The sequence below is a fragment of the Nitrospirillum guaranorum genome (genome assembly GCF_034653275.1).
Taxonomy (GTDB): domain Bacteria; phylum Pseudomonadota; class Alphaproteobacteria; order Azospirillales; family Azospirillaceae; genus Nitrospirillum.
The window spans coordinates 302,967-328,476 of the sequence record NZ_JAYEES010000003.1 but is presented as its reverse complement, the minus strand read 5'-3'; the positions used below and the strand labels follow the sequence as shown (position 1 = coordinate 328,476).

Sequence of the window (25,510 nt, the reverse complement as noted above, 5' to 3'; positions counted from 1 at the left end):
GGGAACCTCAAAACTATTGCTCTTTCTTCAGCTTGTTCAGCAGATCCCCGATGGGGTCCGGCTTGTTGGACGGGGGCTGGTCGGGGACGTCCTTGTCGTCGTCCTGGTCCTCTTCCTTCTGCACCGCCTCCGGCTTGACCTGGCCCGTCGTGTCGACCACCGGAACCCCGGGGGCGGGCGCGGCGGCGGCGGTGGGGGTGCCGTCCAGGGGCACGGTCTCCACCGTGGGCAGGGGCGGCACGGCCGGGCCGTCGGGCGCCTGGTCCTGCACGGCGGCCGGCTGCAGCGGGATCAGGTCGCGCACGGGCAGGCCTTGCTCCAGGTCGGTCATGATGGCCTTCCACAGCTTGGCCGGCAGGGTGCCGCCGGTGATGCGCTTCATCTCATCGCCGTCGTCGTTGCCCAGCCAAACGCCGGTGACGTAGTCGGCGGTGAAGCCCATGAACCAGGCGTCGCGATAGTCCTGGGTGGTGCCGGTCTTGCCGGCGATGGGGCGGTCGGCCAGCTGGGCCGACTTGCCGGTGCCCACCTGAACCACGCCCATCATCATGCGCACCAGGTTGGCGTCCTCCGCCGCGGCGATGGCATAGCCGGCGCCGCTGCCCTTGCGCTGGTACAGCACGCTGTCGTCGGCGTCGCGGATCTCGGTGATGCCGTAGGGGAAGACGGCCCGGCCACCGTTGGCGATGGCGGTGTAGGCGCCCGTCAGTTCCAGGGGCGTCACCTCGCTGGTGCCCAGCGCCAGCGACAGGTCGCGGCGCAAGGGGGCGGTGATGCCCAGGCGGCGGGCGACGGCGATGGCGCGGTCGATGCCCACGCTTTCCAGCAGGCGGATGGTGGCGGTGTTGACCGAGTGGGCCAGCGCCGTGCGCAACGGAATCTCGCCCATGTAGCCGGGCTCGTAGTTCTTGGGCTCCCACTTCCCGCGCTTGTAGGGGGCGTCCAGGATCAGGTCGTCGGGCGTGCGGCCCGCCTCCAGCGCCGCCAGATAGACGAAGGGCTTGAAGGAGGAGCCGGGCTGGCGCAGGGCCTGCGTGGCGCGGTTGAACTGGCTTTCGTCGTAATCGCGTCCACCCACCATGGCCTTCACCGCGCCGTCCGGCGCCATGATGACCACGGCGGCCTGGTGGACGTTGGCGGCGGCGCCGGGGCCGTTCAGGATTTCCGCCACATGGGCTGTCGCCGCCCGCTGCATCTTGGCGTCATAGGTGGTGTGCACCACCAGGTCGCCGTGGTTGGGGCCGATGAAGGCGTTGACCTGGTCGGCCACCCAGGCGGCGAAATAGCGTCCGTCGCCCTCGACCGCCGGGTTGGCGCGCGGCTGGGCCGGCTGGTTCACCACCGCCTTGGCCTGATCCACCGTGATGTAGCCGGCGTCCACCATGGTGGCCAGCACCACGGCCATGCGCTGCTCGGTGCGTTCGTTGTTGGCGCTGGGCGAGTATTTGGAAGGCGCTTTCAGCAGGCCGGCGATGATGGCCGCCTCACGCAAATTCACCTCGGTCGCCGGCTTGTCGAAATAGGTGCGGGCGGCCGCGTCCACGCCATAGGTGCCGGCGCCCAGATACACCCGGTTCAGGTAGGCGCCCAGGATCTGGTCCTTGGTGTAGCGATGCTCCAGCATCAGGGCCAGCATCGCCTCCTGCACCTTGCGGCGCATGGTCTTGGCCGGCGACAGGAACAGGTTGCGCGCCAGCTGCTGGGTGATGGTGGAGGCGCCCTGGCGCATGTGCCCGGTGCGGTAGTCGGTCCAGGCGGCACGGGCGATGCCGATCGGATCGACACCGAAATGACTATAGAAGCGCCGGTCCTCCACCGCCAGGACGGCGTGGACCAGGTCCGGCGAGATCTCCGACACCTCCAGCGTCTCGCCGCGCATGTCGCCGAAGCGGGCCAGCTTGCTGCCATCGGCCGCCAGCACGGTGACGGCGGGGCGGCGCTGGAACTGCGCGACTTGGCTGATCTCCGGCAGGTCGTAGGCGAAGTAGGCGACGACGCCGGCGAGGACCATCACGCCCCAGATGCCCAGCACTACCAGCGTCTTCACCCACCACGGCATGCGTGGGCCGCCCGAGCGGCGCTTGGGCGCAGGCCGGCGGCCGGGTGGCGGACGGCGGCGCGGCGGCTGGCTGTTACCGGCGCTGCCGCCGCCATTGCCACCAGCCCCGCCTTCATCGCCCCCATCGGGGCGCGGGCGGGGGGTCACGCGGGGAGTGGCGGCCTTGGCCGGGGCGGCCGGCTTGCGGCGCGGCGCCGGCTGGCTGCCCACAGGGCGGAAGGCGCGCAGCGAGGTGTCGGTGTCGTCAGGGCTCAAGGCGGCGGCTCAACTAAGGCGTCCCTTTGGGAGCGCCGGTCATCAGGGGAAGGCAGGCGGTGACAGGCCCTATCTAGGGGATGGGGTGACCCTGCGGAAAGCGCCGGCTGGTCAACCCTGACCCCTTATCCCTTCGCCATCCCGGGCGCCTTGTCCACCCGGCGTTACGGGCGGCTCCATCGGCCCTGATGCAGCGTTAGAGGCCAAAAAGGGCGTTTTCAGGGCGGCGTTTGGCCGCAGTATTTTATTCCTCAAGCCAGCGCATGTGGGCGCCCGGCGATTGAGGGCGCACTCAACCATCCGCCAGGATGGCGTCCAGGAACGTCGCGCCGTAGCGTTCCAGCTTGCGCACGCCCACCCCGGGCAACAGCCCCAGGCCGGTCAGGTCACGGGGGCGGCTGATGACCATTTCCATCAGCGTGCTGTCGTGGAAGATGACGTAGGGCGGCACGCCCTGGGCCTTGGCCAGTTCCAGGCGCACGGCTTTCAGCTTGTGCCACAGCTTGTCGTCCGGCGGGGCCAGCGAGGGGCCCGCGCGGCCGCCGCCGGCGCGGCCGCCGCCACGGCGCCCGTCGCCCGACAGCACGGCGCGGTCGCGGCGCAGGCGCACGGTTTCCTGCCCCTTCAGCACCGATGCCGCCTGGTCGGTCAGCATCAGGCCGCCATGGCCCTCCGGGTCGGCGGTCAGGTGGCCCAGCGCCACCAGCTGGCGGAACACCGTCTGCCAGTCGCCCTTGGAAATCTCAGCGCCGCAGCCGAAGGTCTTCAGCTGGTCATGGCCGAAGCGCACCACCTTTTCCGTGGCGCCGCCGCGCAGCACGTCGATCAGATGGCCCACGCCGAACTTCTGGCCGGTGCGGTAGACGGCCGACAGCGCCTTCTGCGCCGCCACCGTGCCGTCCCATGTCTCCACCGGTTCGAAGCAGGTGTCGCAGTTGCCGCAGTTGCCGGGATGCTCTTCCCCGAAATAGGTCAGCAGCACCTGGCGGCGGCAATGCGCGGTCTCGCAGAAGCCCAGCAGGGCGTCCAGCTTGCGCCGCTCCGTCCGCTTGTGCTGGGCGCTGCTGTCCGAGGCGTCCATCATCTGGCGCAGCATGACCACGTCCTGCAGGCCGTACAGCATCAGGGCGTTGGCGGGCAGGCCGTCGCGGCCGGCACGGCCGGTTTCCTGGTAATCGGCCTCCAGGCTCTTGGGCGCGTCCATGTGCACGACGAATTGGACGTTGGGCTTGTCGATGCCCATGCCGAAGGCGATGGTCGCCACCACCACCACGCCCTCGCCCTTGATGAAGCGGTCCTGGTTGGCCTGGCGGACCGAGGCGTCCAGACCGGCGTGGTAGGGCAGGGCGTCCAGCCCCTGTTCCTTCAGCCAGTCGGCCAGCGCCTCCACCCGGGCACGCGACAGGCAATAGACGATGCCCGCGTCCTCCGCATGGTGGCGGCGGATGAAATCCAGCAGTTGCCGGCGCTCATTGTCCTTGGGCGCCACGCGATAGGTGATGTTGGGCCGGTCGAAGCTGGAGACGAACTGCCGCGCCTCGCCCAGGGCCAGCCGCTCCACGATGTCGGCTTGGGTCTGCGCGTCCGCCGTGGCCGTCAGCGCGATGCGCGGCACGGTGGGGAAACGCTCGTGCAGCACCGACAGCTGCAGGTATTCCGGCCGGAAGTCGTGGCCCCACTGGCTGACGCAGTGCGCTTCGTCCAGGGCGAAGAGGGAGATGCGCGACCGGTCCAGCAGCTCCAGGAAACGCGGGGTCACCAGCCGCTCCGGCGCCACGTACAAGAGGTCCAGGTCGCCGCGCTCGCACGCCCGCTCCACGTCCAGCGCCTCGCGCCAGTCCAGGGTGGAATTCAGGTAGGCCGCACGCACGCCGGCCTGGCGCAGCGTGTCCACTTGGTCGCGCATCAGGGCGATCAGGGGGCTGACGACGATGGCCACACCCGGCCGCGCCAGGGCCGGGATCTGGAAGCACAGCGACTTGCCGCCGCCGGTGGGCATCAGCACCAGGGCGTCGCCGCCCTGGATGACGTGGGTGATGATGTCTTCCTGGTTGCCGCGGAAGGCGGAATAGCCGTAGACGCGCTTCAGGATGTCCCGCGCCGTCGCCACCGGGTCACGCTGTGCGCCCTGGGGCCCCTCATCTTCCGGCCAGTCGCCGTGAAGGATGCTGGGCTCCGGCGCGTCCGCGTAATGGTCGGGCACGAAGTCACCGGCCTCCGGATGTCCAGGGTCCTGGAAGCCCACATCCGGGAAGCCCACATCCGGGAAGCCGGCGTCGGGATGGCCGGTGTCCGGGAAGTCGGGCTCCCGGTCGAACAGGCTGGCGGAAAGGGGCCGGGCGTGGGACATGACGGCTCTGAGGCGTGGCCCGCCGTAAGGCGCAGGCAGGGCCAGGGATAGCGGTGCGAAGCTAGGATAAGCCCATATCTAGGGGCCCCACGGGGTCGCTGTCCACTGCTTCCTGTGGCGTTCCCCATCATGGCGGGAACATCGCGGGAACGCCGGCGGTTTAAGGATGCCTACACGGCGCGAGCGCCGCCGTCCTTCTTTGTGAGGAGAGGCCAGGATCACGAGAGGGCTTGAAGGAATCGGTCTTCCATTGCGAAAATGTGACCGGTATCGTTCGCTCCCTTCATTAAGGGCCTTTTCATCCTTACCTACGTAGGATAAGGGACGAGGCGTAGTTGAATGGCCGCCTACCCCCTCGGATATAGCTCCGGGGCCGGCAGTTAGGGTATGCGGCGCGCCTGGGGCCGCCATCGCGGCAAGCCTTCGTGTCCCCGAGACGCCGCCCAGCCCACCGCTAAGGGATGTCCGGCGCCGCCACGTCCAATGACGAGGATGATCCGCGTGCTGTACCAGCTGTTTGACATGCACCATGCCGCCCTGACCCCGCTCCGCCTGGTGGCGGAGGCGACGCAGGCGACCTTCCGCAATCCCTTCGTCCCAGCCTCCTACACCGGCATGGGCCGCGCCATGGCCGCCGCCGGCGAGCTGATCGAGCGCACGACGCGCCGCTGGGGCAAGCCGGAATTCGGCCTGAACATCACCCACATCGATGGCCGTGAGGTGGCGGTGACGGAGGAGGCGGCGCTGCGCAAGCCCTTCTGCGTCCTGCGCCATTTCCAGCGCGCCACGCCGCACAGCGACCCCAAGGTGCTGGTGGTGGCCCCCATGTCGGGCCACTACGCCACCCTGCTGCGCGGCACGGTGGAGGCGCTGCTGCCGTCCCACGACGTTTACATCACGGACTGGGTGGACGCGAAGCTGGTGCCCCTGTCGCGTGGCCGCTTCGACTTCGACGACTACGTCGAATATGTCATGGATTTCATCCGCTTCCTGGGTCCGGACACCCATGTCATCGCCGTCTGCCAGCCGGCCGTGCCGGTGCTGGTGGCCGCGGCCGTCATGGCCCAGATGGAGGACACCTGCCAGCCGCGCAGCATGACCCTGATGGGTGGCCCCATCGACACCCGCGTGTCGCCCACCCAGGTGACCCAACTGGCCGAGACCCGCGACATCGGCTGGTTCGAGCGCACGGTGACCACCTCGGTCCCGGTCTACTACCCGGGCGCCATGCGGCACGTGTACCCCGGCTTCATCCAGCTGACCGGCTTCATGTCCATGAACCTGGACCGGCACGTTGGCGCCCATGTCGACCTGTTCAAGCACCTGGTGCGCGGCGACGGCGAGAGTGCGGAGGCGCACCGCCGCTTCTACGACGAATACCTGTCGGTCATGGACCTGACGGCGGAGTTCTACCTGCAGACGGTCAAGATCGTTTTCCAGGACCACGACCTGCCCAAGGGCACCCTGGAATACCGGGGCATGCGGGTCGATCCCTCGGCCATCAAGAAGACGGCGCTGTTCACGGTGGAGGGGGAGCTGGACGACATCTCCGCCCCCGGCCAGACGGTGGCGGCCCACGCGCTGTGCAGCGGCTTGGACGACGGCATGAAGCGGCATCACCTGCAGCAGGGCGTCGGCCACTACGGCATCTTCAACGGCCGCCGGTGGCGTGAGCACATCATGCCGCGCGTGCGCGACTTCATCCGCAGCCACGAGCGCGCGGCCACGGCCACGCCGCGACGGGGCGCGGCGGTCTGATCAGCGGACACGGAATGGGAAAGGGCGGTCCTTCGGGGCCGCCCTTTTTCATTGGTGCTGGATCGGGATGACGTAGCGCACGAAGCCGTCCGCGCCGTCAGTCACGCTATCGTACAGCCGGCGCGCGGTGGCGTTGGTCGCTTGCGTGTGCCAGTAGACGCGGCCCCAGCCGTGCTCCCGGCCCAGCGCCACCAGCCGCTCGATCAGGGCCCGGCCCACGCCCTGGCCGCGCGATGCGGGGTCGGTGAACAGATCTTCGAGATAACAGATCAGGCTGGCGCCCCAGGTGTTGGGGTGCAGGACGTAGTGGCAGAAGCCCAGGATGCGGCCGTCGCCACCCCGCGCCACCAGCGCCTTCACGGCCGAATTGGGGTCCTGCAAGCGCGCCCATAACGTGGTTGTCACACCCGGATCAACGCGGACCTGGTAAAAAGCGCAGTATTGATCCCATAAAGGGCGCCATGCGGCCTCGTCATCGGTGCCAATGGGCTCTATCTTAATTTCCGGGCGGGGTGACTCGGGCATGGCCATAGGGTGATCTCCGCTTAAGGCCTTTAGGCTCTATTGAAATCCACGCGCTTACGTTAGATTGCCGGCCCACATGCGTACACTTGTCCACCATCCCTTGTCCCCCTTCGCACGCAAGGTCCGCGTCGTGCTGGCGGAAAAGCGCCTCGAGGTCGACCTCGAGGTCGAAAAGCCCTGGGAACGCCGTGAGGAGTTTCTGGCGCTGAACCCGGCTGGCGAACTGCCGGTGCTGGTCGAGGATGACGGGGCGACGGTGGTGGAACACGCCGCCATCTGCAATTACCTGGAAGAGGCCTACCCCCACGCCCCCACGCTGCTGGGCCGCGAGGTCCTGCTGCGGGCGGAGGTGCGGCGCCTGGCCGCCTGGTTCGACGTGAAGTTCAACCAGGAGGTGACGGAGAACCTGGTGGGGGAAAAGCTGATCAAGCGCTTCTCCGGCTCCGGCACGCCGCATGCCCAGGCCATCCGAGCCGGCCTGGCCAATATCCACTACCACCTGGACTACATCGCCTACCTGGCGGACCGGCGGAAGTGGCTGGCAGGCAACGAGTTCTCGCTGGCCGACATCGCGGCGGCGGCGCACCTGTCCACCATCGATTACCTGGGCGACGTGCCGTGGGACCAGCACCCCGAGGCCAAGGACTGGTACATGCGCATCAAGTGCCGCCCCAGCTTCCGCCCCCTGCTGGGCGACCACCTGCCGGGCGCCCCGCCGCCCAAGCACTACGCGGATCTGGATTTTTAGTTTTTTGGCGCACCCTCAGGCGCCGGGCGCCAGCATACGCTGGCTTGGCTTCCTCGCTTTCCAGTCCGCTACGCTCCCCGGAAAGCTCCGGCGGCCGCCGTCGCGGCCTACAGCGGCATGAAACCCATGCCGCTGGGGGTTCTGGCAAGCCATCCCTCTGATTTGTTCCCGCCATAAATCCGCCGCGACCCTTTGCCACAAGCAGGGGGACCGCCGGTGCATCCCGCGCCGGCCCAAGAACGGATGGGACCCCTATGCGGAACCTGATCGCCGCCTCCCTGATCGCGACCGCCAGCCTGGCGGCCCTGCCCCTGGCCGCAGCGCCCGCCGTGGCGCAGGTCATGGCGGCCCAGCCGGCGCAGGACCAGGTGACCTTGACCCTGACGGCGGAGGATTGGGTGAAGACCGACACGGCACGCGTGTCGCTGACGGTGGATGCCGGCGGCGGCAACGCCGGCTCCGCCCGCGCCGACGTGCTCAAGGCGGCGCAGGCCGTGTCCGACAAGGGCGAGTGGCGCGTCGTCTCCTTCGACCGGCAGCAGGACGCCGCCGGCCTGGATCATTGGCGGGCGGCGCTTGAGGCCCGCCTGCCGGAGGTCCAGCTGGGCGGCCTGGCCGACCGCGCCCGCCAAGCCAGCCGCGCCGGCCTGCAGATCCGGGTGGAGGGCGTGGACTTCACCCCCACCCTGGCGGAGCAGGAGGCCGTGCGCACCCGCCTGCGAGAGACGCTGTATCGCCGCGTGACGGAGGAGATGAAGGGCCTGAACGCCGCCTTCCCCGGCCGCGACTTCCGCGTCGGCCGGGTGGACTTCAACACCCCGGTGATCGGCGTTGGCATGGCGCCTCGCGCACCGATGATGGCCATGGCCAAGACGGCGGACGGCGCCCCGGCCGAGGGCGGCGGGCTGGACGTGGCGCAGAAAGCGACGCAGACGGCCCACGTCACCTTCTCGGCCTACGCCCCGGCGGCGCCTCAGGGGCGGTGAGCGGCCCTTTCGGCCGCCAGCTGGTCCGCCAGCCCCTCGCGATAGCTGGGGTAGCGCAGGGTAACCCCCAGCTCCGCCTTCATGCGGGCGTTGGAGATGCGCTTGTTCTCGCCATAGAAGCTGGTGGCCATGGGCGACAGGTCGGCCTGCTCGAACGGCACCAGCGGCGGCGGCTCCAGCCCCAGCAGCTCGGCGGCATAGGACACCACGTCGGGGGAGGGGCAGGGGTGGTCGTCGGCCACGTTGTAGATGGCGCCGGGGTTGGGCCGTTCCATGCTGGCCATCAGGGCGCTGCCCAAATCATGGATGTGGATGCGGCTGAACACCTGGCCCTTCTTGTCCACCCGGCGCGCGGTGCCGGCCCGCATCTGGTCCAGCGCGCTGCGCCCGGGGCCATAGATACCGGGCAGGCGGAAGCGATGGACGGGCAGGCCATGGGCGTCATGCAGGGCCGTCCATTGCGTCTCCGCCACCGCGCGGGCCTTGCCTCGCTCCGTCGCAGGCCGCACGGGGTCCGATTCGTCCACCCAGCCACCGTCCTTGTTGCCATAGACGCCGGTGGTGGACAGATAGCCAACCCAGCGCAGACCGGGCAGGGCCAGGATGTCGGGCGTGAGGGCCGCCAGCACCCTGTCGCCCTCCGCCGTGGGCGGCACCGAGTCCAGCAGGTGGGTGGTGCCGGCCATGGCGCCTGGCTCCAGCGGCTTGTCGGGACTGAAGACGTGGGCCTCGATGCCCTGGGCGCGCAGGGCGGTCGCCTTCTCCGCCGTGCGGCAGGTGCCGGCCACCTGCCAGCCGGCGTCAAGCAGGCGGCGGGCCAGGGCCGTGGCGCTGAAGCCCAGGCCGAAGCAGAACAGGCGGCCGGGGATGGGGGAATGCGACATGGCGACCAGGCTCCGTTAACCAATTGGGGTGCTTGCCCGCGACCCCCGCACCTTCAGGATGGCAGGGACCCGCGCCTGCCGGGGCGGGGCCCGCCCGTGCTATCCTGTGACCCGGGGCCGCGCCACGTAAGGCCGGCCCCGGGATGAAAGCACTTGCGATCCATCCGCCGTTCGGGACTCTAGGCGCCATGATGATTACCCTCAAGCTTCCCCACCTTTCCAGCCGCGTTCTGGCCCCGGCCATAACCGCCATCCTGTGCGGCTTGGCCACCGGCGCCGGCGCCGTGCCCGTGGCGCTGAACCGCGACACTTGCCTGCAACGGGCCAAGGAGCTGCCCGACTTCGCCTATGCCGAGGCCCAGCTGTGGGAAAAGAAGGGCGGCGGCAACGATGCCCGCCTGTGCCAGGCTATGGCCCAGCTGTTCCGGGGGGAATACAAGGAATCGGCGGTGGCGCTGGAGGCGGTGATCCCGGTGCTGGGCCTGCCGCCCAAGGTCACGGCTGGACTGTGGGGCAAGGCCGGCTGGGCCTGGTTCAACGCCAAGGAACACACCAAGGCCGATACCGACTACACCAAGGCCATCGGCTTGCAGCCCGAGGACCCCGACCTGCTGATCGACCGCGCCACGGAACGGGCGGGGGCCGAGCGCTGGTGGGACGTGTTGCGCGACCTGGACCGGGCGCTCAGCCTGGATGGCGGCCGCGTCGACGCCATGGTCATGCGGGCGGAGACCAAGCACCGCCTGGGCCGTGACGTGGAGGCCGGGCGCGATTTGCGCATGGCCCTGTCGCTGGACCCGGACAACGCCCAGGGCCTGCTGCTCAGCGGCAACATCAAGGCCGACCGGGGCGACAAGGTCGGGGCCAAGGCCGATTGGTCCCATGCCGTGCAGGTGGCGGGCGACACCGCCGCCGGCGCCGCGGCCCAGGACAACCTGGCCCGTCTGGACGGCAAGGATCCGCTGAAGGATGACGCGCCGGCCACGGCGGCGCCGAAGGCCGACGGCAAAAAGACGGACGACAAGCCCAAGGGCCAGTAAGCGGCCCTATCCCCGGCCCTATCCTGGGATGCGGCGGGTGGCCAGCTGTGCCGGCTGGCCCAGCCGCCGCCGCTCCACATAACCCACGGTCGTGCCCTGGTCGGTCGGGGCGCGTACCTTGACCCAGCCCCCCGGCACGCCGCCCGCCGGCACATCCTCCGCCAGCACCTCCAGCTCCGTGGTGGGCGGCAGCAGGGCCACGGCCGCCTGCTGGTTGGTGGGGGCCGGATAGAGGAAGGCGCTGCGCCCCGCCACGGCGGCGCGGGCCTTGGGCTGCGTGAACAGCAGGGCGGCGCGCGACAGCAGGGTCTGGCCGGCATCGGTGGCCGTGGCACCGGCCGGCGGTATATAGGCCCGGACCGCCACGGTCGCGACGACACTCACCAGGGTTGCCAGGACATAGCCGCGCCAGCGTCCGCGCGGCTTTATATTGGCCGATCGGGTCGCCTGGGTCGGCCGGGTGGCGGCGCGGGCCGCCGCCAGCTGGCTGACCAGTTGGCCGGCCTGGTCCTCCGCCTCATCGGCGCGGGCCTGGGCCACGCGCAGGGCGCGCAGGGCCTCCTCCCGCTGGCGCTCCAAGGCCAGGATGCGATCCTCCAGCGACCGGGTGTCGGGCTGCGGCGGGGGCGGGGCCGTGCGATAGACCACCTTGGCCGGGGACTGGATCCACTGGCCCACATCGTTGAACCCCAGGCCCCGCTTGGGCAGCAGGCGGCGTAGCTTGGCCAGTGCCGTCACCGCCTCGCCCTCGAAATCGGACCCCAGCAGGCGGATCAGCTTCGCCACCTGCTCACGATTGGCTTGGTCGCTGTCGGTTTCACTGTCGGTCGTCATGCCGGCGCCTCAAGAGATGGTGCGCTGGGGTAACGGCGGCGGTTTTGGCGGGTTCCTTGGACAATGGGCGGCGGCCGGAAGGCTTAAGCGGGCCTCCGCCATCCGGTGAGGGCCTTTTCCCGCCGGGGTGAGGGGCCTGCCGCGCCATGCGGGACGGGGCAGGGACGAAGGAAAGTCTTAACCTTCCGGCAAGGAGTTCGGCGGAAAGGCCGCGATCATATCCCGCCTTCGCCACAATCCGGACGAACGACGGCCCCCTTCCCTTGGGACTATGACCTTGCGCCCCGATGGTGGGACGCCCGAGCAAAAACCCTCTGATCATCCCAGATCATCAAGGACCACGACCATGACCATGTTCGCCCACCGCCGTCCCCTGCTGGCCCTCGCCACCGCCACGGCCATGATGGTGCCGGTGGCGTTCTCCGCCGGGGCGTTTGCGGCGGATACCCCCACCGCGCCGGCCGCCGCCCCCCAGGCCGCCGCCAAGACCGCCGATGCCGCCAAGACCGCGGTGGAGGCGAAGGGCGCCGCGGTGAAGACCGAGGCCAAGGGCACCGAGGCCAAGGTGGAAGCGAAGACCGAAGCCAAGGCCGAGACCAAGGCCGAGGCGGCGAAGACCGAGACCAAGACGGTCGCCCACCATCACGTGAAGAAGGCCAAGGCCGAGGTCGCGAAGACCACCACCGACGCCGCCGCGCCCAAGAAGTAAGCGCCGCACACCTTCCCGTCTTACCAGGACGGCCCCGGCCCCAGCGGTCGGGGCCGTTCCTGTTTCTGGAGCTTTGTCGTGTAAGTCCCGTTTCAGGTGATGCCGCCTGAAACGGTCCCATTCTAAGCCAGCGGCAGGGGGCGCGGTTCCGGATCGCCGTCCAGGTCGGGCGCCGCCAGGGGCCGCACGGCCGCCAGGCGCTGCACCACGGCGGCGCGGGGCAGGGCGGTTTCCCCCTGCTCGAACGCCACCACCTGCAGGCCCGTTTCCCGCGCCAGGTCCAGCAGCTCCCCGTCGCGCAGCAGGAACCCCGGGCTGGACGGGCGGCCGTGGCGCTGGTTGCCCTGGGCGAAGGTCTCGTACAGCAGCAGCCCGCCGGGCGCCAGCAGGCTGGGCAGGCGGGACAGCAGCGGCCGATGGAGATAGTTGGTGACGACGATGCCGGCGTAAGGTCCGCCCAGCGCCACCGGCGTCCCGCCCTCCAGGTCCGCTTGCAGGATGGTGACGCCGGGCTGGCCCGCCAGGTCGGCCACGCCGCGCGGGTCGATGTCCACCGCCGTCACCGGATGACCCGCTCCATGGAACAGGCGGGCGTGGCGCCCGCCGCCGCAGGCGACGTCCAGCACGGCGCCGCCCCGTGTCACCAGCGGCGCGAAGCGGGCGACCCAGGCGCTGGGCTGGCCCCGGGGGTCATGGTGCGGCGTGGAATTCGGGGGCGTGGGGATCATGGGGCATGGGCCTTATGCGCTGGGGGCCGCCGCGTCGGCCGGGGTATGTTGCGGGCGTGGCTTTCCCCACCCACATCCAGACTGTATATGACATTTTCCCGTCCGAACCGGGCGGGCCGTTATCGATGGCCGCCGCGCACCCATGATCCTTTACGAAATGAAATGTGGCCAGGGCCACACCTTCGACGTCTGGTTCCGCAACGCGGACGCCTGCGACCAGCAGGTCGCGGCCGGTGAGGTCGCTTGCGCGATTTGCGGCGACCACACGGTGGGCAAGGCCCCCATGGCACCCCGCATCGCCAAGGGCCGGGGCGCCCGCGCGGAAGAGGCGCCGACGCCCGCTCCGGTCCCGCCGCAGCCGGCGGCCGAGGTGACGCCCGCGGTGGTGGCGGAGGCCGCGGCCCAGGGGCCGGCGGCGGTGATGTCCTTGCTGCGCGAGATGCGCCGCCAGGTGGAGGCCAACGCCACCCATGTCGGCGACCGCTTCGCCGAGGAAGCGCGCAAAATCCACTATGGCGAGGCCGAGGCCAAGGCCATCTACGGCGAGACCACGGACGAGGAAGCGGCGGAGCTGGAGGATGAGGGCGTGACCTTCACCCGCATCCCCTGGGTGTCCAAGCATGACACTTGACCGTATTCCTCAAACGCCGGCGGGGCATCCGCCCCTTGGCTTGGCTTGTCCTCACTTTCCAGTCCGCTGACGCTCCCCGAAAATTCCGGCGCCCGCGGTCGCGGGCTAGCGCGTCGCGCCCGGTGCCTTCGCGGGCAGATGCTCTTTGAGGCGCTTCGTATCGGCGCCAGGCCCGCTATAGTGGCGGAAAGCAGCGAGGGAGAGCCCCCCATGTCCGATCCCGTGCCGACGTTCGGCCCCCGCGTGGTGACGGTGCCGCCGGGGGAGGATAGGGAGCGGCTGGTCTGCCCCGACTGCGGCTACATCGCCTATGACAACCCCAAGATCGTGGTGGGCTCGGTCGCCCTGTGGCAGGACCGCATCCTGCTGTGCCGCCGCGCCATCCCGCCGCGTGTCGGCTATTGGACCCTGCCCGCTGGCTACATGGAATTGGGCGAGACCTCGCAAGATGGCGCCGCCCGCGAGGCGTGGGAGGAGGCGGGCGCCCGCCTGGCCATCGGCCCCCTGCTGGCCGTCTACAACATTCCCCGCATCAGCCAGGTGCAGCTGATCTACCTGGCGCGGCTGACCAGCCCGGAAATCGCCGCCGGCCCGGAAAGCCAGGAGGTGGCGCTGTTCGCCTGGGACGACATCCCCTGGACCGACCTGGCCTTCCCCAGCGTGGACTGGGCGCTACGCGAGTACGAGGCCCGGCGGGACCTCATCCGCGCCGACCAGCCCTTCGCCCCCGCCACCAACCCGGTGGACGGGCTGTAAGACGCATCCGTCGTGGGTCAGAAATAAACCTGGTGGCTGACCATGTCGCGCAGGCGGTCGCCCTTGGGATCGGTGTATTCCTCCGGCAGGCCGTCCTGGATGCGCAGCCAGGACAGGCGGCTTTCCACGCCGCAATGCACCTCCGGCACCGCCACCTCCGGATCGTCCAGGCTGCCGATGGTGACGCTCATCCACTCGCTGTCGGGATAGGCGAAGGTCAGCGGCGTGCCGCACTGGGCGCAGAAGCCGCGCTCCGCCACCGAGGAGGAGGCGTAGAAGGTGGGCCGGCCCGTTCCGGACCAGGTCACCGTGTCCTTGCGCACCCCTGCCAGCGCGGCGAAGACGTTGCCCACGGCGCGCTGGCACATGCGGCAATGGCAGAAGTGCACGCCCTCCGGCGTCATGGTGCTGTGATAGCGCACGGCGCCGCATTGGCAGCCGCCGGTGACGCCTTCGGGTTTGCCGTCGCTCATTCCGCTGCCTCCTTGGCCGCCGCTTCCTTGATGTCGGTCCGCTTGATGCCGTCCAGCACCCGGCGGGTGTTGGCGGCGCAATCCAGGCCCTGGGGGCCGTTCTCCAGGCTGTCGACGATGGCCAGCAGCCGGATCTTGCTGGTCTCCAGCCGGTGTTGCAGCGCCTCGATCTCCCCCACCTTGCGGCGTAGGGCCGCCGCGATCTGGGGGGCGTGGCCGACCTCGCCCGCCGGGCCGTCGCAGCCCGGCAGCAGGCCGCGGATTTCATCCAGCGTGAAGCCGGCCCTTTGCGCGCCGGTGATCAGCTCAAGCCGCGTCAGCGTCTCCGCCGGGAAGGCGCGGTAGCCGTTGGCCCCCCGCTCGGCCGGGCCGATCAGGCCGGCGGACTCATAGAATCGCAGACGCGAGGCCGACAGGCCGCTGCGTTGCGCCAGCTCACCAATGCGCATGGGGACCTCAAAACAGGCTCTTGACCTTAAAGTTCACTTTAAGCTTAGGGTCTGGGGATCGTCAACCGAATGACCGTCGCAACCATGCCCGTCTCCACCCTCTTCCAACCCCTGGTCTTGCCCAACCGCGCCATCATCCCCAACCGCCTGGCCAAGGCGGCGATGGAAGAGAACATGGCGACCACGAACCACCTTCCCTCGCCCACCCTCATCCGCCTCTACCGCGCCTGGGCGGAGGGTGGCGCCGGCCTGCTCATCACCGGCAACGTCATGGTCGACCGCCGCGCCATGACCGGTCCCGCCGGCGTGGTGCTGCAGCGGGGCGCCGACCTGGGCCCCTTCCGCCAGTGGGCGGAGGCCGGGCGGGCCGGCGGCGGGCAGCTGTGGATGCAGATCAATCATCCCGGCCGGCAAATGCGCGCCAGCCTGGGCCAGGAGACGGTGGCGCCGTCCGCCGTGGCGCTGGACCTCGGTTCCTATTCCAAGCTGTTCGCGATGCCCCGCGCCATGACCGAGGCCGACATCGCCGACGTCATCGGCCGTTTCGCCCAGACCGCCACGCTGGCGGAACAGGCGGGCTTCACCGGCGTGCAGGTCCATGCCGCCCATGGCTATCTGCTGAGTCAGTTCCTGTCGCCCCTGGCCAACCGGCGCCAGGACCGCTGGGGCGGGCCGTTGGAGAACCGGGCGCGGCTGCTGTTGGACGTGGTGCGGGCGGTGCGCGCCGCCGTCAGCTCCGGCTTCTGCGTGGCGGTGAAGCTGAACTCCGCCGATTTCCAGCGCGGCGGCTTCGCGCCGGAAGAGGCGCGCCAGGTGGTCGCCTGGCTGAACGACCTGGCCGTCGACCTGGTGGAACTGTCGGGCGGCAGTTACGAGGCGCCGGCCATGCAGGGGGAGGCTCGGGACGGCCGGACGCTGGCGCGCGAGGCCTATTTCCTGGAGTTCGCCGCCGACATCAATCAGGTGGCGCGCATGCCGCTCATGGTGACGGGCGGCATCCGCCGGGTGGAGGTGGCGGCCCGGGTGGTGGACAGCGGCGTGGCCATGGCCGGCATGGCCACCGCCCTGGCGCTGGCCCCCGGCCTACCTCGCGCCTGGCAGCGCGGGCAGGGGGTGGAGGCGGCGCTGCCCCCCATCCGCTGGGAACGCAAGACCCTGGCGGCCATGGGCACCATGGCGGTGGTGAAGGCCCAGCTGCGGCGCCTGGGCCGGGGCAGCCGGCCAAGCCGGACGTGTCGCCCGCCCTGGCCCTGCTGGCCGACCAGGTGCGCATCGGCTGGCGCGGCCGGCAATACCGGAGCCGAATGCAGCGGCATGAGGCTTAGCCTCGTGCCGCTGTAGGATGCGACCGCATCCACCGGATGGTGGCGCCCGGGGTTTGAGGGGACATTTGACCCAAAAAACGAACGGCGCGGAACCTCCATTCTGGGGCTCCGCGCCGTCGCTCACATCACGGCCGGTGCGTCCGCTCAGTTGAGCGTGCGCACGTCCGTCAGCTTGCCGGTCAGGGCGGCGGCGGCGGCCATCTCGGGGCTGACCAGATGGGTACGGCCGCCGGGGCCTTGGCGGCCCTCGAAGTTGCGGTTCGAGGTGGAGGCGCAGCGCTCCCCCGGCTTCAGCTTGTCGTCGTTCATGGCCAGGCACATGGAGCAGCCGGGCTCCCGCCAATCGAAACCGGCGGCGACGAAGATCTTGTCCAGGCCCTCGGACTCGGCCTGTTCCTTCACAAGACCCGACCCCGGGACCACCATGGCATAGATGCCGTCCTTCACATGGTGGCCTTCCACCACCTTGGCGGCGGCGCGCAGGTCCTCGATACGGCTGTTGGTGCAGCTGCCGATGAAGACCTTGTCCACCGGGATGGCGTCCAGCGGCGTGCCGGCCGTCAGCCCCATGTACTTCAGCGCGCGTTCCATGGCGGCGCGGCGATGCTCATCCGCCTCGTCGGCGGGGTTGGGCACGGCGGCGGTGATGGGCAGCACGTCCTGCGGGCTGGTGCCCCAGGTGACCATGGGGGCGATGTCCTCGGCCTTCAGCACCACCTCGCGGTCGTACACGGCACCCTCGTCCGAGGGCAGGCTCTTCCACCAGTTGACGGCTTGTTCCCAGGTTGCGGCCTTGGGCGCCTGCGGGCGGCCCTTCAGGTAGTCGAACGTGGTCTCGTCCGGGGCGATCAGGCCGGCGCGGGCGCCCGCCTCGATGGCCATGTTGCAGACCGTCATGCGGCCTTCCATGCTGAGGCCCCGGATGACGGAGCCGGCGAACTCGATGACATGGCCGGTGCCACCGGCGGTGCCGATCTTGCCGATGATGGCCAGTACCACGTCCTTGGCGGTCACGCCCACGGGCAGTTCACCGTCCACGGTGATGCGCATGTTCTTCGACGGCTTCAGCAACAGGGTCTGCGTGGCCAGCACGTGCTCCACGTCCGAGGTGCCGATGCCGAAGGCCAGGGCGCCGAACGCCCCGTGCGTGGCCGTGTGGCTGTCGCCGCAGACGATGGTCATGCCCGGCTGGGTCAGGCCCTGCTCCGGCCCCACGACGTGGACGATACCCTGGCGGATGTCGGACATGTCGTAGTAGTCGACGCCGAATTCCTGGGTGTTGATGGCCAGCTGCTCCACCTGGATGCGGCTTTCCTCATTCTTGATGCCGGCCAGGCGGTCATGGCTGGTGGGGACGTTGTGGTCGGCCACGGCCAGGGTGGCGGACGGGCGGCGCACCTTGCGGCCGGCCATGCGCAAGCCCTCGAACGCCTGCGGGCTGGTCACCTCGTGCACGAGGTGGAGATCGATATAGAGCACGCAGGTGCCATCCTCCTGGCGGTGGACGACATGGCTGTCCCAGATCTTGTCATAGAGGGTGCGCGGCTTGCCCATGGATCTTCACTCTGATGCGGACCGACATTTCCGAAACACGAAAACCCCTACGGTGGGTCTTTTTGTTTCACGGAGGCGCAGAATAACGACCAGTCCTGTCGCGGACAAGGGTGGCCACGCGCTTCCGCCGCATAGGGCCTATGCCCACCCGCTCATCCAAAGGCCCCGCAGGCCCCAGGATGGGAGCCGAGGATAAGCCAAGGCGCGGATGCGCCGACGCCTGAGGCGACCAAACAGCTGGCAACAAAAAACCCCGCCTATCAGGGCGGGGTTTTTGAAACTACGCGCTCAGCGGCTCGCGCTCATCTTCGGCTTGGGCATCGCCCTCGCCGTCGTCGGACGTCTCGCCGCCCTCGGCGTCGTCGTAGCCCGTCTGCGGCTGGTAAGGCCGGGGCTCGCCGCCGCGCTGGCGCTGTTCGGACTCGTTGATCTGCGTGATGATGCGGAAATAGTGCTCCGCATGCTGCAGATAGTTTTCCGCCGCCACCCGGTCGCCGGACGACTGGGCGTCACGGGCCAGGGCCAGGTACTTCTCATGCACCTGGAAGGCGTTGCCACGGATGCGCACATCCGGGCCGTTGCTGTCAAAGGTCTGGTGGCGCAGGGGCACGTTCTGACGGCGGTTATTACCGCCACCGTTGTTGCCATTGCCGCCGCCGTTGCCGCCGGCATTGCCACCGTTGTTACCGCCGCGTCCACGCGAACGCCTGGAGTTCGGTCCCTGTCTCATCCGACTGCTGCTCTAGCCCCGTTGGAGTTCGATGCATGCCGTGCCAAGGGGGCGGACATCATCATCCGCGCCACCGCATCCGATCCCGGAATCCACACCGTAACCCGGAAGGAAACCGGATCGACCATGCTGGGCAAACTGGCATGCCGTGGTGATCATCATCGGCCCATGAACGCTAGCCCGGTCCCTATAACGGTGTCCCCCGTTTCGAACCTGGCGCGTCGCCCCTTCGGCCTTCACCACGCAAAATGACCCTAAACGCTGAATCCCGCTAATCCAACATTTTTTTTGGCGATGCGGCCCTGCGTGACTGGCGCAAGCGGTCAGGAACCTTGATCTTTTGGGGAATCAGGCGGGTCGCCGGGCGGCGACCACCCGGTCGTGGCCGGCCAAATCGTCCACCCGTTCCAGCACTTGCAGGCCTGCGGCGCTGAACAAGGCCGCCACGTCCGCCCCCTGGCCGGCGCCGTGCTCCACCGCCAGCAGGCCCCCGGGCACCAGCAGGCCACCGGCCACCGTGGCCAGGTGGCGGTACGGGTCCAGCCCGTCGGCGCCGCCGTCCAGCGCGCGCATCGGGTCGAAGGTCCGCACCTCCGGCTCCAGGCCGGCGATGTCGGCGGCCGGGATGTAGGGCGGGTTGGAAACGATGGCGTCGAAGCGCGCCCCGCCGCCCAGGGCGTCCGTCCAGCTGCCGACCACGAAGGCGCTGCGGCCGGCGAATCCCAGGGCCTCCGCGTTGGCGGCGGCGGCCCGGGCGGCACCGGGGGCGATGTCCACGCCCAGGCCCCAGGCGCCCGGCAGCTCGGACAGAAGCGCCAGCAGGATGCAGCCGCTGCCCGTGCCCAGGTCCAGCACGCGCCGGGGGCGCTGGCCGTCGGGCAGATGGCGCAATGCGGTTTCCACCAGGGTCTCGGTATCGGGGCGGGGGTCCAGCGTGTCCGGCGCCAGGCGGAACTCCAGGCTCCAGAACTCCCGCTTGCCCAGGATGCGGGACACCGGCTCCCGCGCCGCCCGGCGGTCAACCAAGGCGGCGAGGGCGGCCTGGGCTTCGGCCGGCACGGGGCGGTCGCCGTCCAGCAGCAGGGTGGTGCGCGACCAGCCCAGCGCCTCCTCCGCCAGCAGGCGCACGTCCAGCCGGGGGCTGGCGCAGCCGGCCTCGGCGAGGCGTTCCTCGGCCGCCTTCAGCACGTCACGAAGAAGGGGCAGGGGGGTATGGGCCGGACCGCTCACTGCAGTTCGGCCAGGCGCTCCGCCTCGTCCTGGGCGATCAGCGCCTCCACCACCTCATCCAGGGCCTCGCCCGCCATGACCTTGTCGATCTTGTAGAGCGTCAGGTTGATGCGGTGGTCGGTCACCCGGCCTTGGGGGAAGTTGTAGGTGCGGATGCGTTCGGAGCGGTCGCCGCTGCCCACCTGGCTCTTGCGGTTGGCCGCGCGCTCCGCGTCCAGGGCGCTGCGCTGCAGGTCATAAAGGCGGGAGCGCAGCACCCGCAGGGCTTTGGCCTTGTTCTTGTGCTGCGACTTCTCATCCTGCTGGCTGACCACCAGGCCGGTGGGCAGATGGGTGATGCGCACGGCGCTGTCGGTGGTGTTGACCGACTGGCCCCCGGGGCCCGACGAGCGGAACACGTCGATGCGCAGATCCTTCTCGTCGATCTGGATGTCGACCTCCTCCGCCTCGGGCAGGACGGCCACGGTGGCGGCGGAGGTATGGATGCGCCCCTGGGTTTCCGTCGCCGGCACGCGCTGCACCCGGTGCACGCCCGATTCGAACTTCAGCCGGCGAAACACGCCCCGGCCGGAAATGCTGGCGATGGCTTCCTTGTAGCCGCCCAAGCCCGTCTCCGAGATCTCGATGACCTCGAAGCGCCAGCCCTGGATGCCGGCGTAGCGGCGGTACATGTCGAACAGGTTGGCGGCGAACAGGGCCGCCTCGTCACCGCCGGTGCCGGCGCGCACCTCCAGCATGGCGTTCTTGTCGTCGGCGGCGTCCTTGGGCAGCAGGGCCAGCATGACCTGGCGCTCCAGGCCGGGCAGGGCCTTCTCCGCCTGGATCAGCTCCTCCTGCGCCAGCTCCCGCATCTCGGGATCGGCCTCCGCCTCGGCCATGCGGGCGAGATCCGCCAGGTCGGACCGGGCGCGGCGCAGCTCCGCGATGGACTCCGCCACCGGCGTCAGCTCCGCGAACTCCTTGCTCATGCGGGTGTAGGCGTCGGCCGCCAGCGTGCCCGTCGCCAGGGCGTCGCGCAACTCGTCGTGCCGGGCCGACAGCTTGGCCAGCGTGTCCCCGAACCGTTCTTCCAATGTGGTCATGGTCGTTCCGTCATCCCGTCGCCGGTTTTGACCGGCGGCGGGATGCCGATCTTTTTGGTGCGCCCTCAGGCGCCGGGCGGCCACATCCGTGGCCTTGGCTTGTCCTCAGTTTCCGGTCCGCTGACGCTCCCAAGAAACCTCCGGCGGCTGCGGTCGCAGCCTGGCGGCATGAGCGAAGGCCCATGCCGCGGGCACTTTCAGGCTACTCGGCGGCGGCGGCGGCTTCCTCAGCGGCCTGGGCGGCCTTGATCTCCTCGGCCTTCTTCTCCACCAGCGACACCAGGTGGTCGACGATGCTCTCGTCCTTCAGGCGGTGGGCCGGCTGGCCCGCCAGGAACACCTGGTGCACGCCCTTGCCGCCGCCGGTGAAGCCGATGTCCGTCATGGTGGCCTCGCCCGGTCCGTTCACCACGCAGCCGATGACCGAGACGGTCATGGGGGTGGTAATGTGGGCCAGCCGCTCCTCCAGCACCTCGACCGTCTTGATGACGTCGAACTGCTGGCGGGCGCAGGACGGGCAGGAGATGACGGTGACGCCGCGGCGGCGCAGGCCCAGCGACTTCAGCATCTCGAAGCCGACCTTGACCTCCTCTTCCGGGGGGGCCGACAGCGACACGCGGATGGTGTCGCCGATGCCCGACCACAGCAGCATGCCCAGGCCGATGGACGACTTCACGGTGCCGGCGCGCAGGCCGCCGGCCTCGGTGATGCCGATGTGCAGGGGATAGTCGCAGGCCTCGGCCAGGCCCTGGTAGGCGGCCACGGCCAGGAACACGTCCGACGCCTTCACGGAAATCTTGAACTCCCGGAAGTCATGGTCTTCCAGGATCTTGGCGTGGGTCAGGGCGCTTTCCACCAGCGCCTCGGGGCAGGGCTCGCCATAGCGCTCCAGCAGCTCGCGCTCCAGCGAGCCGGCGTTGACGCCGATGCGCATGGCACAGCCGTGGTCCTTGGCGGCCTGCACCACCTCGCGCACCCGGTCGGCGGAACCGATGTTGCCGGGGTTGATGCGCAGGCAGGCCGCACCCGCCTCGGCGGCCTCGATGGCGCGCTTATAGTGGAAATGGATGTCGGCCACGATGGGCACGTTCACCGCCTTCACGATCTCCTTCAGCGCCGTCGTCGACTCCTCGTCGGGGCAAGAGACGCGGACCATGTCGGCGCCGGCCTCTTCGGCCCGCAACACCTGTTCGATCGTCGCCTTGGCGTCGGCGGTCAGGGTGTTGGTCATGGTCTGGACGGAAATCGGCGCGTCGCCACCGACCAGGACGTTGCCGACACGAATCTGACGGGAGGTCCGGCGCAGGATCTGGCGATACGCACGATGGGAGGTGGACATGGGAACTGGCCTCATGGGGGAATTTGATCGGTAAAGTGCTGCCGGAAGGCCCCGGGATCAAGAGGCCATCGCACAAGGCTTCACCGCGCCGCATGCGGGACGGCGCGGTGTGCAACGGTTAAGCGGCCGAAGCGTCGGGCCTATTTGGCACCGGCGCCGGCACCGCCCTTTTCCATCGTGACCAGCACGATGTCGTTGCTGTGCATGGGCAACGGGACGGTGTAGCGGCCGTCGGCGCCCACGGTCACGGACTTGTCCGCCTCGGGCAGGTCGCGCGTCAGGTCGGTCAGCTTGGCCAGTTGCTCCGGCGATAGGGTCTTGGGCGCGCCCATGTCGATGTAGGCGGAGTAGGCGTCGTTGGCGCGGAAGCCGGTGCGGTGCACCGCCAGGCGGTAGGTGCCGGGCTTCAGGCCCCGGAACGACACCTTGACCGGCGGGGCCGCCTTGTTGGGGATGACCTTGCTGTAGAAGGACCGGTTGCTGACCGGCTGGTGCGGCTGCTGGAAATCCCACACCAGGGCGGCGGCCCTGCCCTCCGTCGCGGAGGCCATCACCTGGCCGTCCGTCACCGGCACGGCGTCGCCCTGCAGCGCGTGCAGGTACTTGTAGGCGAAGTAGGCCGGCTTGCGGATGCCCTCGCGGTTCATCAGGCCGAAGCCCCCCTCGAACGGGGCGGTGGGCGGGCCGGGTTCCTCGAACAGATCGCTGTAGGTCCAGTAACTCATGCCCTGGACCATGCCCTGGCTGGCCTTCAGCTTGGCCAGGATGTAGGGCGCGCTGATGTAGCTGTCGTGCACCAGGTCGCGCGGGGTGTAGCTGGTGCTCCACTCCGTGAAATAGAGCGGCAGGTCGGGGAAGCGCGATGCGGCGATCTGCTGGCGCACCTTGCGCACGTCGCCCACGATAGCGTCGGGGGAGGGCGACAGCTTGGTGTCGGCCTTGCCGGCCTCATCCAGGAAACCGCCGTCCACGCCATAGGTGTGGGTGGTGATGAAGTCCACGGGCGCGCCGCTCTTGGCCACATGGTCCAGGAATTCCGGCACCCAGGCGGCGCCGGCCGTGGCGGGACCGCCCACGCGCAGTTCCGGATCGATGGCCTTCATGGTGTTGGCCGTCAGGTCGTACAGCGCGAAATAGGCCTGTTGGTCGCCGCCTTCCCAGAAGCCCGCCAGGTTGGGCTCGTTCCACACCTCGAAGAACCAGCTGCGCACCTCGGCCTGGCCGTAGCGCGCCTCGATGTGCTGGACGAAGGCGGTGATCAGGTCGCGCCAGGCGTTGGGCCTGGGATGGGAGGTGTTGCCCTCCCAATAGAAAATCTTGTTTTCCGACGTCGCCATGGCCTTGGGCGTGAAGCCCAGCTCGACGAAGGGCTTCAGACCGCGCGCCTTCAGGTCGTCGTAAAGCTGGTCGATCTTGCTCCAGTCATAAGTGACGGCGCCGTTCTCGACCTTCACCGTGCCCAGCACGTCGTGGAAGATGGCGTGGAAGCGGATGTAGCGGAAGCCCAGCTCATCCTGCGTGGTCTTCAGCTGCGCCATGCTGTCCGGGCGCATCAGGGTGCCCGGATAGTCCGACCCGATGGACAGGTCGTAGAAGTGGTCCAAAGGCTGGGTCGCCTTGGCCACGTCCACCTCGACCTGGCGGGGGCGGCCTTCGGCCCGGGCCGCCTGGGGCGCCAAGCCCACGGCCAGGGCCACGCAGGCGGAAAGACAGGCGGCGACGGCCGCCTTGCTGCGAAACAGGGAAGCCATCAGTGAGTCACCCGAGCCTGTAGATCATCCGGTTGCAGGGGATAGCTGCGCACCACCTGGCCCTTGGCGCCAAGGGCGGCGAGGTCCTTGCCGTCCAGGCTGACCACCACGCCGCCGGCGTTGCCGGTTTCCAGGGTCAGGCCGGGCACATCGGGGGCGCGGAAGCTGTCGCCGGGGTGCAGCACGCGGGACGCCCATAGCGTGCCCTTGGCGTCGCGCACCTGGATCCAGCTTTCGTCCGTGGCGCGCACCACCACGCGGGCCGGGCCGGTCTGGCCGAAGACGCGGCCCTTGGCGGGGGCCGGCGTCGCCCCTGGGGCAGTGGTGTCGGGGCGCATGCTGGCATCGGCCGGGGCGGCGTCCGCATCTGCGGCGGCGGTCTTGGGCTGGCCCAGGTCCGGCATCTGCGGCGCCTCGTCATCCGGCGCCTCGGACGCGACCGGTGCCGGGGCGGCCGGCTGCGGCGTCGCCGCGTTCTTGCCCGGCGTGGTGGGCGGCGCGGCGGTCCCCTGGCCGGCAGGGGCATTGGCCGCCGGCGCCTGCGGGGCGGCCGGGGGGGTGCCGGGGGCCGCGGGCACGGGGCCGGGCATGGCATCGGGCAGCGGCGCGGTGGCGTCGGGGGCGGCGCCCACCTCCGGCGCCGTGGGCTGCGCCTGGTTCAGCAGGGCCTGAACGGCCGGGGCCGGCAGCACGTTGGCCGGCGGCGGGGAGGAGGCGTCGTTGTTGCCCGTCAGGTGGGCCAGCCGCTCCGGCAGCTTGGGCACCAGGTCCAGGGCGCTGCGGTCGGCGGAGGAATAGAGGTACCACCCGCCGTACAGCGCCCCCGCCAGCACCACGGCGCCCACGATCAGCGCGCCGCTGGGCACGCGGTTCTCGCTGACGGGGATGGGCAGGTACAGTTCCGCCGGGCGGACGTGGCCCGCCGTCTCATCCTTGAAGCGGTTCAGCAGGTCGCCCGAATCGATGCCCAGCAGGTCGGCGTAGCTGCGCAGGAAGCCCAGGATGTAGGCCTGGCCCGGCAGGTCGCCATAGCGGCCGTCCTCGATGGCTTCCAGATAGGGGCGGCGGATGCGCAGCACATTGGCCACGCCCGTCAGGTCATAGCCCAATTCCTCGCGCCGCATGCGCAGGATGTCGCCCACGGTTTCGCGCGGCGCTTGCGGTTCGGCGGCGCGGCCAGCGTCGATCATGTCCCGATAACGGTCGCGGCGTTCAGTCATGACGGCTGTCCCAGCACAGAAGGGCCCAGGGGGCACCCGGAATTCGTATTTGAATTGTCCCAACCGCCGGTTCGAATATTACCCAACCGTCGTT

Annotated in this window: 23 protein-coding genes; 8 read left to right on the top strand and 15 right to left on the bottom strand. The window is 69.6% G+C overall.

Features of this window, described 5'->3' with window-relative positions:
• Positions 1-13: 13 nt before the first annotated feature.
• Positions 14-2,314, bottom strand: a complete 2,301-nt coding sequence (locus UAJ10_RS10305; RefSeq protein WP_322915286.1) for a transglycosylase domain-containing protein — start codon at positions 2,312-2,314, stop codon at positions 14-16.
• Between the two features lie 292 nt (positions 2,315-2,606).
• On the bottom strand, positions 2,607-4,664 hold the full coding sequence (gene recQ, locus UAJ10_RS10300) for a DNA helicase RecQ (protein WP_322915285.1): 2,058 nt from the start codon (positions 4,662-4,664) through the stop codon (positions 2,607-2,609).
• 492 nt (positions 4,665-5,156) lie between these two features.
• On the opposite strand from recQ, the gene UAJ10_RS10295 reads away from it, so the two are divergent.
• Entirely contained in the window at positions 5,157-6,422 is a 1,266-nt protein-coding gene (locus UAJ10_RS10295; RefSeq protein ID WP_322917308.1) for a polyhydroxyalkanoate depolymerase, read from the top strand.
• 48 nt (positions 6,423-6,470) lie between these two features.
• Here UAJ10_RS10295 and UAJ10_RS10290 read toward each other — a convergent pair whose 3' ends face one another.
• Positions 6,471-6,947 (bottom strand): GNAT family N-acetyltransferase, encoded by a 477-nt coding sequence (locus UAJ10_RS10290; RefSeq protein ID WP_322917307.1) that lies wholly within the window; start codon positions 6,945-6,947, stop codon positions 6,471-6,473.
• Positions 6,948-7,023: 76 nt separating this feature from the next.
• Between UAJ10_RS10290 and UAJ10_RS10285 the strand changes: the two genes are divergently transcribed.
• Together UAJ10_RS10285 and UAJ10_RS10280 are read left to right on the top strand one after the other, a co-directional pair.
• Positions 7,024-7,695, top strand: coding sequence for a glutathione S-transferase family protein (locus tag UAJ10_RS10285; protein ID WP_322915284.1), 672 nt, complete (start codon positions 7,024-7,026; stop codon positions 7,693-7,695).
• Between the two features lie 254 nt (positions 7,696-7,949).
• Positions 7,950-8,681: a hypothetical protein gene (locus tag UAJ10_RS10280; RefSeq protein ID WP_322915283.1), complete on the top strand. Its 732-nt coding sequence runs from the start codon at positions 7,950-7,952 to the stop codon at positions 8,679-8,681.
• Here the strand turns inward: UAJ10_RS10280 and UAJ10_RS10275 are convergent.
• Positions 8,669-9,565, bottom strand: a complete 897-nt coding sequence (locus UAJ10_RS10275; RefSeq protein WP_322915282.1) for an SDR family oxidoreductase — start codon at positions 9,563-9,565, stop codon at positions 8,669-8,671. The genes UAJ10_RS10280 and UAJ10_RS10275 overlap by 13 nt on opposite strands.
• Positions 9,566-9,753: 188 nt before the next feature.
• On the opposite strand from UAJ10_RS10275, the gene UAJ10_RS10270 reads away from it, so the two are divergent.
• Entirely contained in the window at positions 9,754-10,605 is an 852-nt protein-coding gene (locus tag UAJ10_RS10270) for a tetratricopeptide repeat protein (protein WP_322915281.1), read from the top strand.
• Positions 10,606-10,623: 18 nt separating this feature from the next.
• Here UAJ10_RS10270 and UAJ10_RS10265 read toward each other — a convergent pair whose 3' ends face one another.
• Positions 10,624-11,439 carry a hypothetical protein gene (locus UAJ10_RS10265; RefSeq protein ID WP_322915280.1) on the bottom strand — a complete coding sequence of 272 codons (816 nt, stop codon included), beginning with the start codon at positions 11,437-11,439 and terminating at the stop codon, positions 10,624-10,626.
• Between the two features lie 346 nt (positions 11,440-11,785).
• Here UAJ10_RS10265 and UAJ10_RS10260 point away from each other — a divergent pair, with 346 nt between their 5' ends.
• Positions 11,786-12,148 carry a hypothetical protein gene (locus UAJ10_RS10260; RefSeq protein WP_322915279.1) on the top strand — a complete coding sequence of 121 codons (363 nt, stop codon included), beginning with the start codon at positions 11,786-11,788 and terminating at the stop codon, positions 12,146-12,148.
• 122 nt (positions 12,149-12,270) lie between these two features.
• Here the strand turns inward: UAJ10_RS10260 and UAJ10_RS10255 are convergent, their stop codons facing one another.
• Positions 12,271-12,876 carry a class I SAM-dependent methyltransferase gene (locus tag UAJ10_RS10255; protein ID WP_322915278.1) on the bottom strand — a complete coding sequence of 202 codons (606 nt, stop codon included), beginning with the start codon at positions 12,874-12,876 and terminating at the stop codon, positions 12,271-12,273.
• 142 nt (positions 12,877-13,018) lie between these two features.
• Between UAJ10_RS10255 and UAJ10_RS10250 the strand changes: the two genes are divergently transcribed.
• The gene (locus UAJ10_RS10250; RefSeq protein ID WP_322915277.1) at positions 13,019-13,507 is read left to right on the top strand and encodes a DUF1178 family protein; all 489 of its coding nucleotides are present in this window, start codon (positions 13,019-13,021) and stop codon (positions 13,505-13,507) included.
• A gap of 210 nt (positions 13,508-13,717) precedes the next feature.
• A complete protein-coding gene (locus tag UAJ10_RS10245) occupies positions 13,718-14,263 on the top strand; it encodes an NUDIX hydrolase (protein WP_322915276.1) in 546 nt (181 codons plus the stop codon).
• A 17-nt stretch (positions 14,264-14,280) separates the two neighbouring features.
• Here the strand turns inward: UAJ10_RS10245 and UAJ10_RS10240 are convergent, their stop codons facing one another.
• Together UAJ10_RS10240 and UAJ10_RS10235 are read right to left on the bottom strand one after the other, a co-directional pair.
• The gene (locus UAJ10_RS10240; protein ID WP_322915275.1) at positions 14,281-14,736 is read right to left on the bottom strand and encodes a GFA family protein; all 456 of its coding nucleotides are present in this window, start codon (positions 14,734-14,736) and stop codon (positions 14,281-14,283) included.
• On the bottom strand, positions 14,733-15,185 hold the full coding sequence (locus tag UAJ10_RS10235) for a MerR family transcriptional regulator (protein WP_322915274.1): 453 nt from the start codon (positions 15,183-15,185) through the stop codon (positions 14,733-14,735). Before UAJ10_RS10235 ends, UAJ10_RS10240 begins: the two co-directional genes overlap by 4 nt.
• 69 nt (positions 15,186-15,254) lie before the next feature.
• On the opposite strand from UAJ10_RS10235, the gene UAJ10_RS10230 reads away from it, so the two are divergent.
• Complete coding sequence (locus tag UAJ10_RS10230; protein WP_322915273.1) at positions 15,255-16,526, top strand: NADH:flavin oxidoreductase/NADH oxidase family protein; 1,272 nt, start codon at positions 15,255-15,257, stop codon at positions 16,524-16,526.
• A 128-nt stretch (positions 16,527-16,654) separates the two neighbouring features.
• Here the strand turns inward: UAJ10_RS10230 and leuC are convergent, their stop codons facing one another.
• The 7 genes from leuC to UAJ10_RS10195 form a co-directional block, all read right to left on the bottom strand.
• Entirely contained in the window at positions 16,655-18,064 is a 1,410-nt protein-coding gene (gene leuC, locus UAJ10_RS10225) for a 3-isopropylmalate dehydratase large subunit (protein WP_322915272.1), read from the bottom strand.
• 280 nt (positions 18,065-18,344) lie between these two features.
• Positions 18,345-18,794 carry a DUF4167 domain-containing protein gene (locus UAJ10_RS10220; protein ID WP_322915271.1) on the bottom strand — a complete coding sequence of 150 codons (450 nt, stop codon included), beginning with the start codon at positions 18,792-18,794 and terminating at the stop codon, positions 18,345-18,347.
• A 348-nt stretch (positions 18,795-19,142) separates the two neighbouring features.
• Positions 19,143-20,024, bottom strand: a complete 882-nt coding sequence (prmC, locus tag UAJ10_RS10215) for a peptide chain release factor N(5)-glutamine methyltransferase (protein ID WP_416235359.1) — start codon at positions 20,022-20,024, stop codon at positions 19,143-19,145.
• Positions 20,021-21,106 (bottom strand): peptide chain release factor 1, encoded by a 1,086-nt coding sequence (gene prfA / locus UAJ10_RS10210; RefSeq protein ID WP_322915270.1) that lies wholly within the window; start codon positions 21,104-21,106, stop codon positions 20,021-20,023. The genes prmC and prfA overlap by 4 nt, the downstream gene beginning before the upstream one ends.
• Before the next feature lie 202 nt (positions 21,107-21,308).
• A complete protein-coding gene (gene ispG, locus UAJ10_RS10205) occupies positions 21,309-22,445 on the bottom strand; it encodes a flavodoxin-dependent (E)-4-hydroxy-3-methylbut-2-enyl-diphosphate synthase (RefSeq protein WP_322915269.1) in 1,137 nt (378 codons plus the stop codon).
• Between the two features lie 140 nt (positions 22,446-22,585).
• A complete protein-coding gene (locus UAJ10_RS10200) occupies positions 22,586-24,196 on the bottom strand; it encodes a GH39 family glycosyl hydrolase (protein ID WP_322915268.1) in 1,611 nt (536 codons plus the stop codon).
• Positions 24,196-25,416 (bottom strand): helix-turn-helix domain-containing protein, encoded by a 1,221-nt coding sequence (locus tag UAJ10_RS10195; RefSeq protein WP_322915267.1) that lies wholly within the window; start codon positions 25,414-25,416, stop codon positions 24,196-24,198. Before UAJ10_RS10195 ends, UAJ10_RS10200 begins: the two co-directional genes overlap by 1 nt.
• Positions 25,417-25,510: the final 94 nt, after the last annotated feature.

What these genes read in the sequence shown, in the direction of transcription:
- recQ (WP_322915285.1), bottom strand. Translation starts at nt 4,664, where the DNA reads ATGTCCCACGCCCGGCCCCTTTCCGCCAGCCTGTTCGACCGGGAGCCC.
- UAJ10_RS10295 (WP_322917308.1), top strand. Translation starts at nt 5,157, where the DNA reads ATGATCCGCGTGCTGTACCAGCTGTTTGACATGCACCATGCCGCCCTG.
- UAJ10_RS10290 (WP_322917307.1), bottom strand. Translation starts at nt 6,947, where the DNA reads ATGCCCGAGTCACCCCGCCCGGAAATTAAGATAGAGCCCATTGGCACC.
- UAJ10_RS10285 (WP_322915284.1), top strand. Translation starts at nt 7,024, where the DNA reads ATGCGTACACTTGTCCACCATCCCTTGTCCCCCTTCGCACGCAAGGTC.
- UAJ10_RS10280 (WP_322915283.1), top strand. Translation starts at nt 7,950, where the DNA reads ATGCGGAACCTGATCGCCGCCTCCCTGATCGCGACCGCCAGCCTGGCG.
- UAJ10_RS10275 (WP_322915282.1), bottom strand. Translation starts at nt 9,565, where the DNA reads ATGTCGCATTCCCCCATCCCCGGCCGCCTGTTCTGCTTCGGCCTGGGC.
- UAJ10_RS10270 (WP_322915281.1), top strand. Translation starts at nt 9,754, where the DNA reads ATGATGATTACCCTCAAGCTTCCCCACCTTTCCAGCCGCGTTCTGGCC.
- UAJ10_RS10265 (WP_322915280.1), bottom strand. Translation starts at nt 11,439, where the DNA reads ATGACGACCGACAGTGAAACCGACAGCGACCAAGCCAATCGTGAGCAG.
- UAJ10_RS10260 (WP_322915279.1), top strand. Translation starts at nt 11,786, where the DNA reads ATGACCATGTTCGCCCACCGCCGTCCCCTGCTGGCCCTCGCCACCGCC.
- UAJ10_RS10255 (WP_322915278.1), bottom strand. Translation starts at nt 12,876, where the DNA reads ATGATCCCCACGCCCCCGAATTCCACGCCGCACCATGACCCCCGGGGC.
- UAJ10_RS10250 (WP_322915277.1), top strand. Translation starts at nt 13,019, where the DNA reads ATGATCCTTTACGAAATGAAATGTGGCCAGGGCCACACCTTCGACGTC.
- UAJ10_RS10245 (WP_322915276.1), top strand. Translation starts at nt 13,718, where the DNA reads ATGTCCGATCCCGTGCCGACGTTCGGCCCCCGCGTGGTGACGGTGCCG.
- UAJ10_RS10240 (WP_322915275.1), bottom strand. Translation starts at nt 14,736, where the DNA reads ATGAGCGACGGCAAACCCGAAGGCGTCACCGGCGGCTGCCAATGCGGC.
- UAJ10_RS10235 (WP_322915274.1), bottom strand. Translation starts at nt 15,185, where the DNA reads ATGCGCATTGGTGAGCTGGCGCAACGCAGCGGCCTGTCGGCCTCGCGT.
- UAJ10_RS10230 (WP_322915273.1), top strand. Translation starts at nt 15,255, where the DNA reads ATGACCGTCGCAACCATGCCCGTCTCCACCCTCTTCCAACCCCTGGTC.
- leuC (WP_322915272.1), bottom strand. Translation starts at nt 18,064, where the DNA reads ATGGGCAAGCCGCGCACCCTCTATGACAAGATCTGGGACAGCCATGTC.
- UAJ10_RS10220 (WP_322915271.1), bottom strand. Translation starts at nt 18,794, where the DNA reads ATGAGACAGGGACCGAACTCCAGGCGTTCGCGTGGACGCGGCGGTAAC.
- prfA (WP_322915270.1), bottom strand. Translation starts at nt 21,106, where the DNA reads ATGACCACATTGGAAGAACGGTTCGGGGACACGCTGGCCAAGCTGTCG.
- ispG (WP_322915269.1), bottom strand. Translation starts at nt 22,445, where the DNA reads ATGTCCACCTCCCATCGTGCGTATCGCCAGATCCTGCGCCGGACCTCC.
- UAJ10_RS10200 (WP_322915268.1), bottom strand. Translation starts at nt 24,196, where the DNA reads ATGGCTTCCCTGTTTCGCAGCAAGGCGGCCGTCGCCGCCTGTCTTTCC.
- UAJ10_RS10195 (WP_322915267.1), bottom strand. Translation starts at nt 25,416, where the DNA reads ATGACTGAACGCCGCGACCGTTATCGGGACATGATCGACGCTGGCCGC.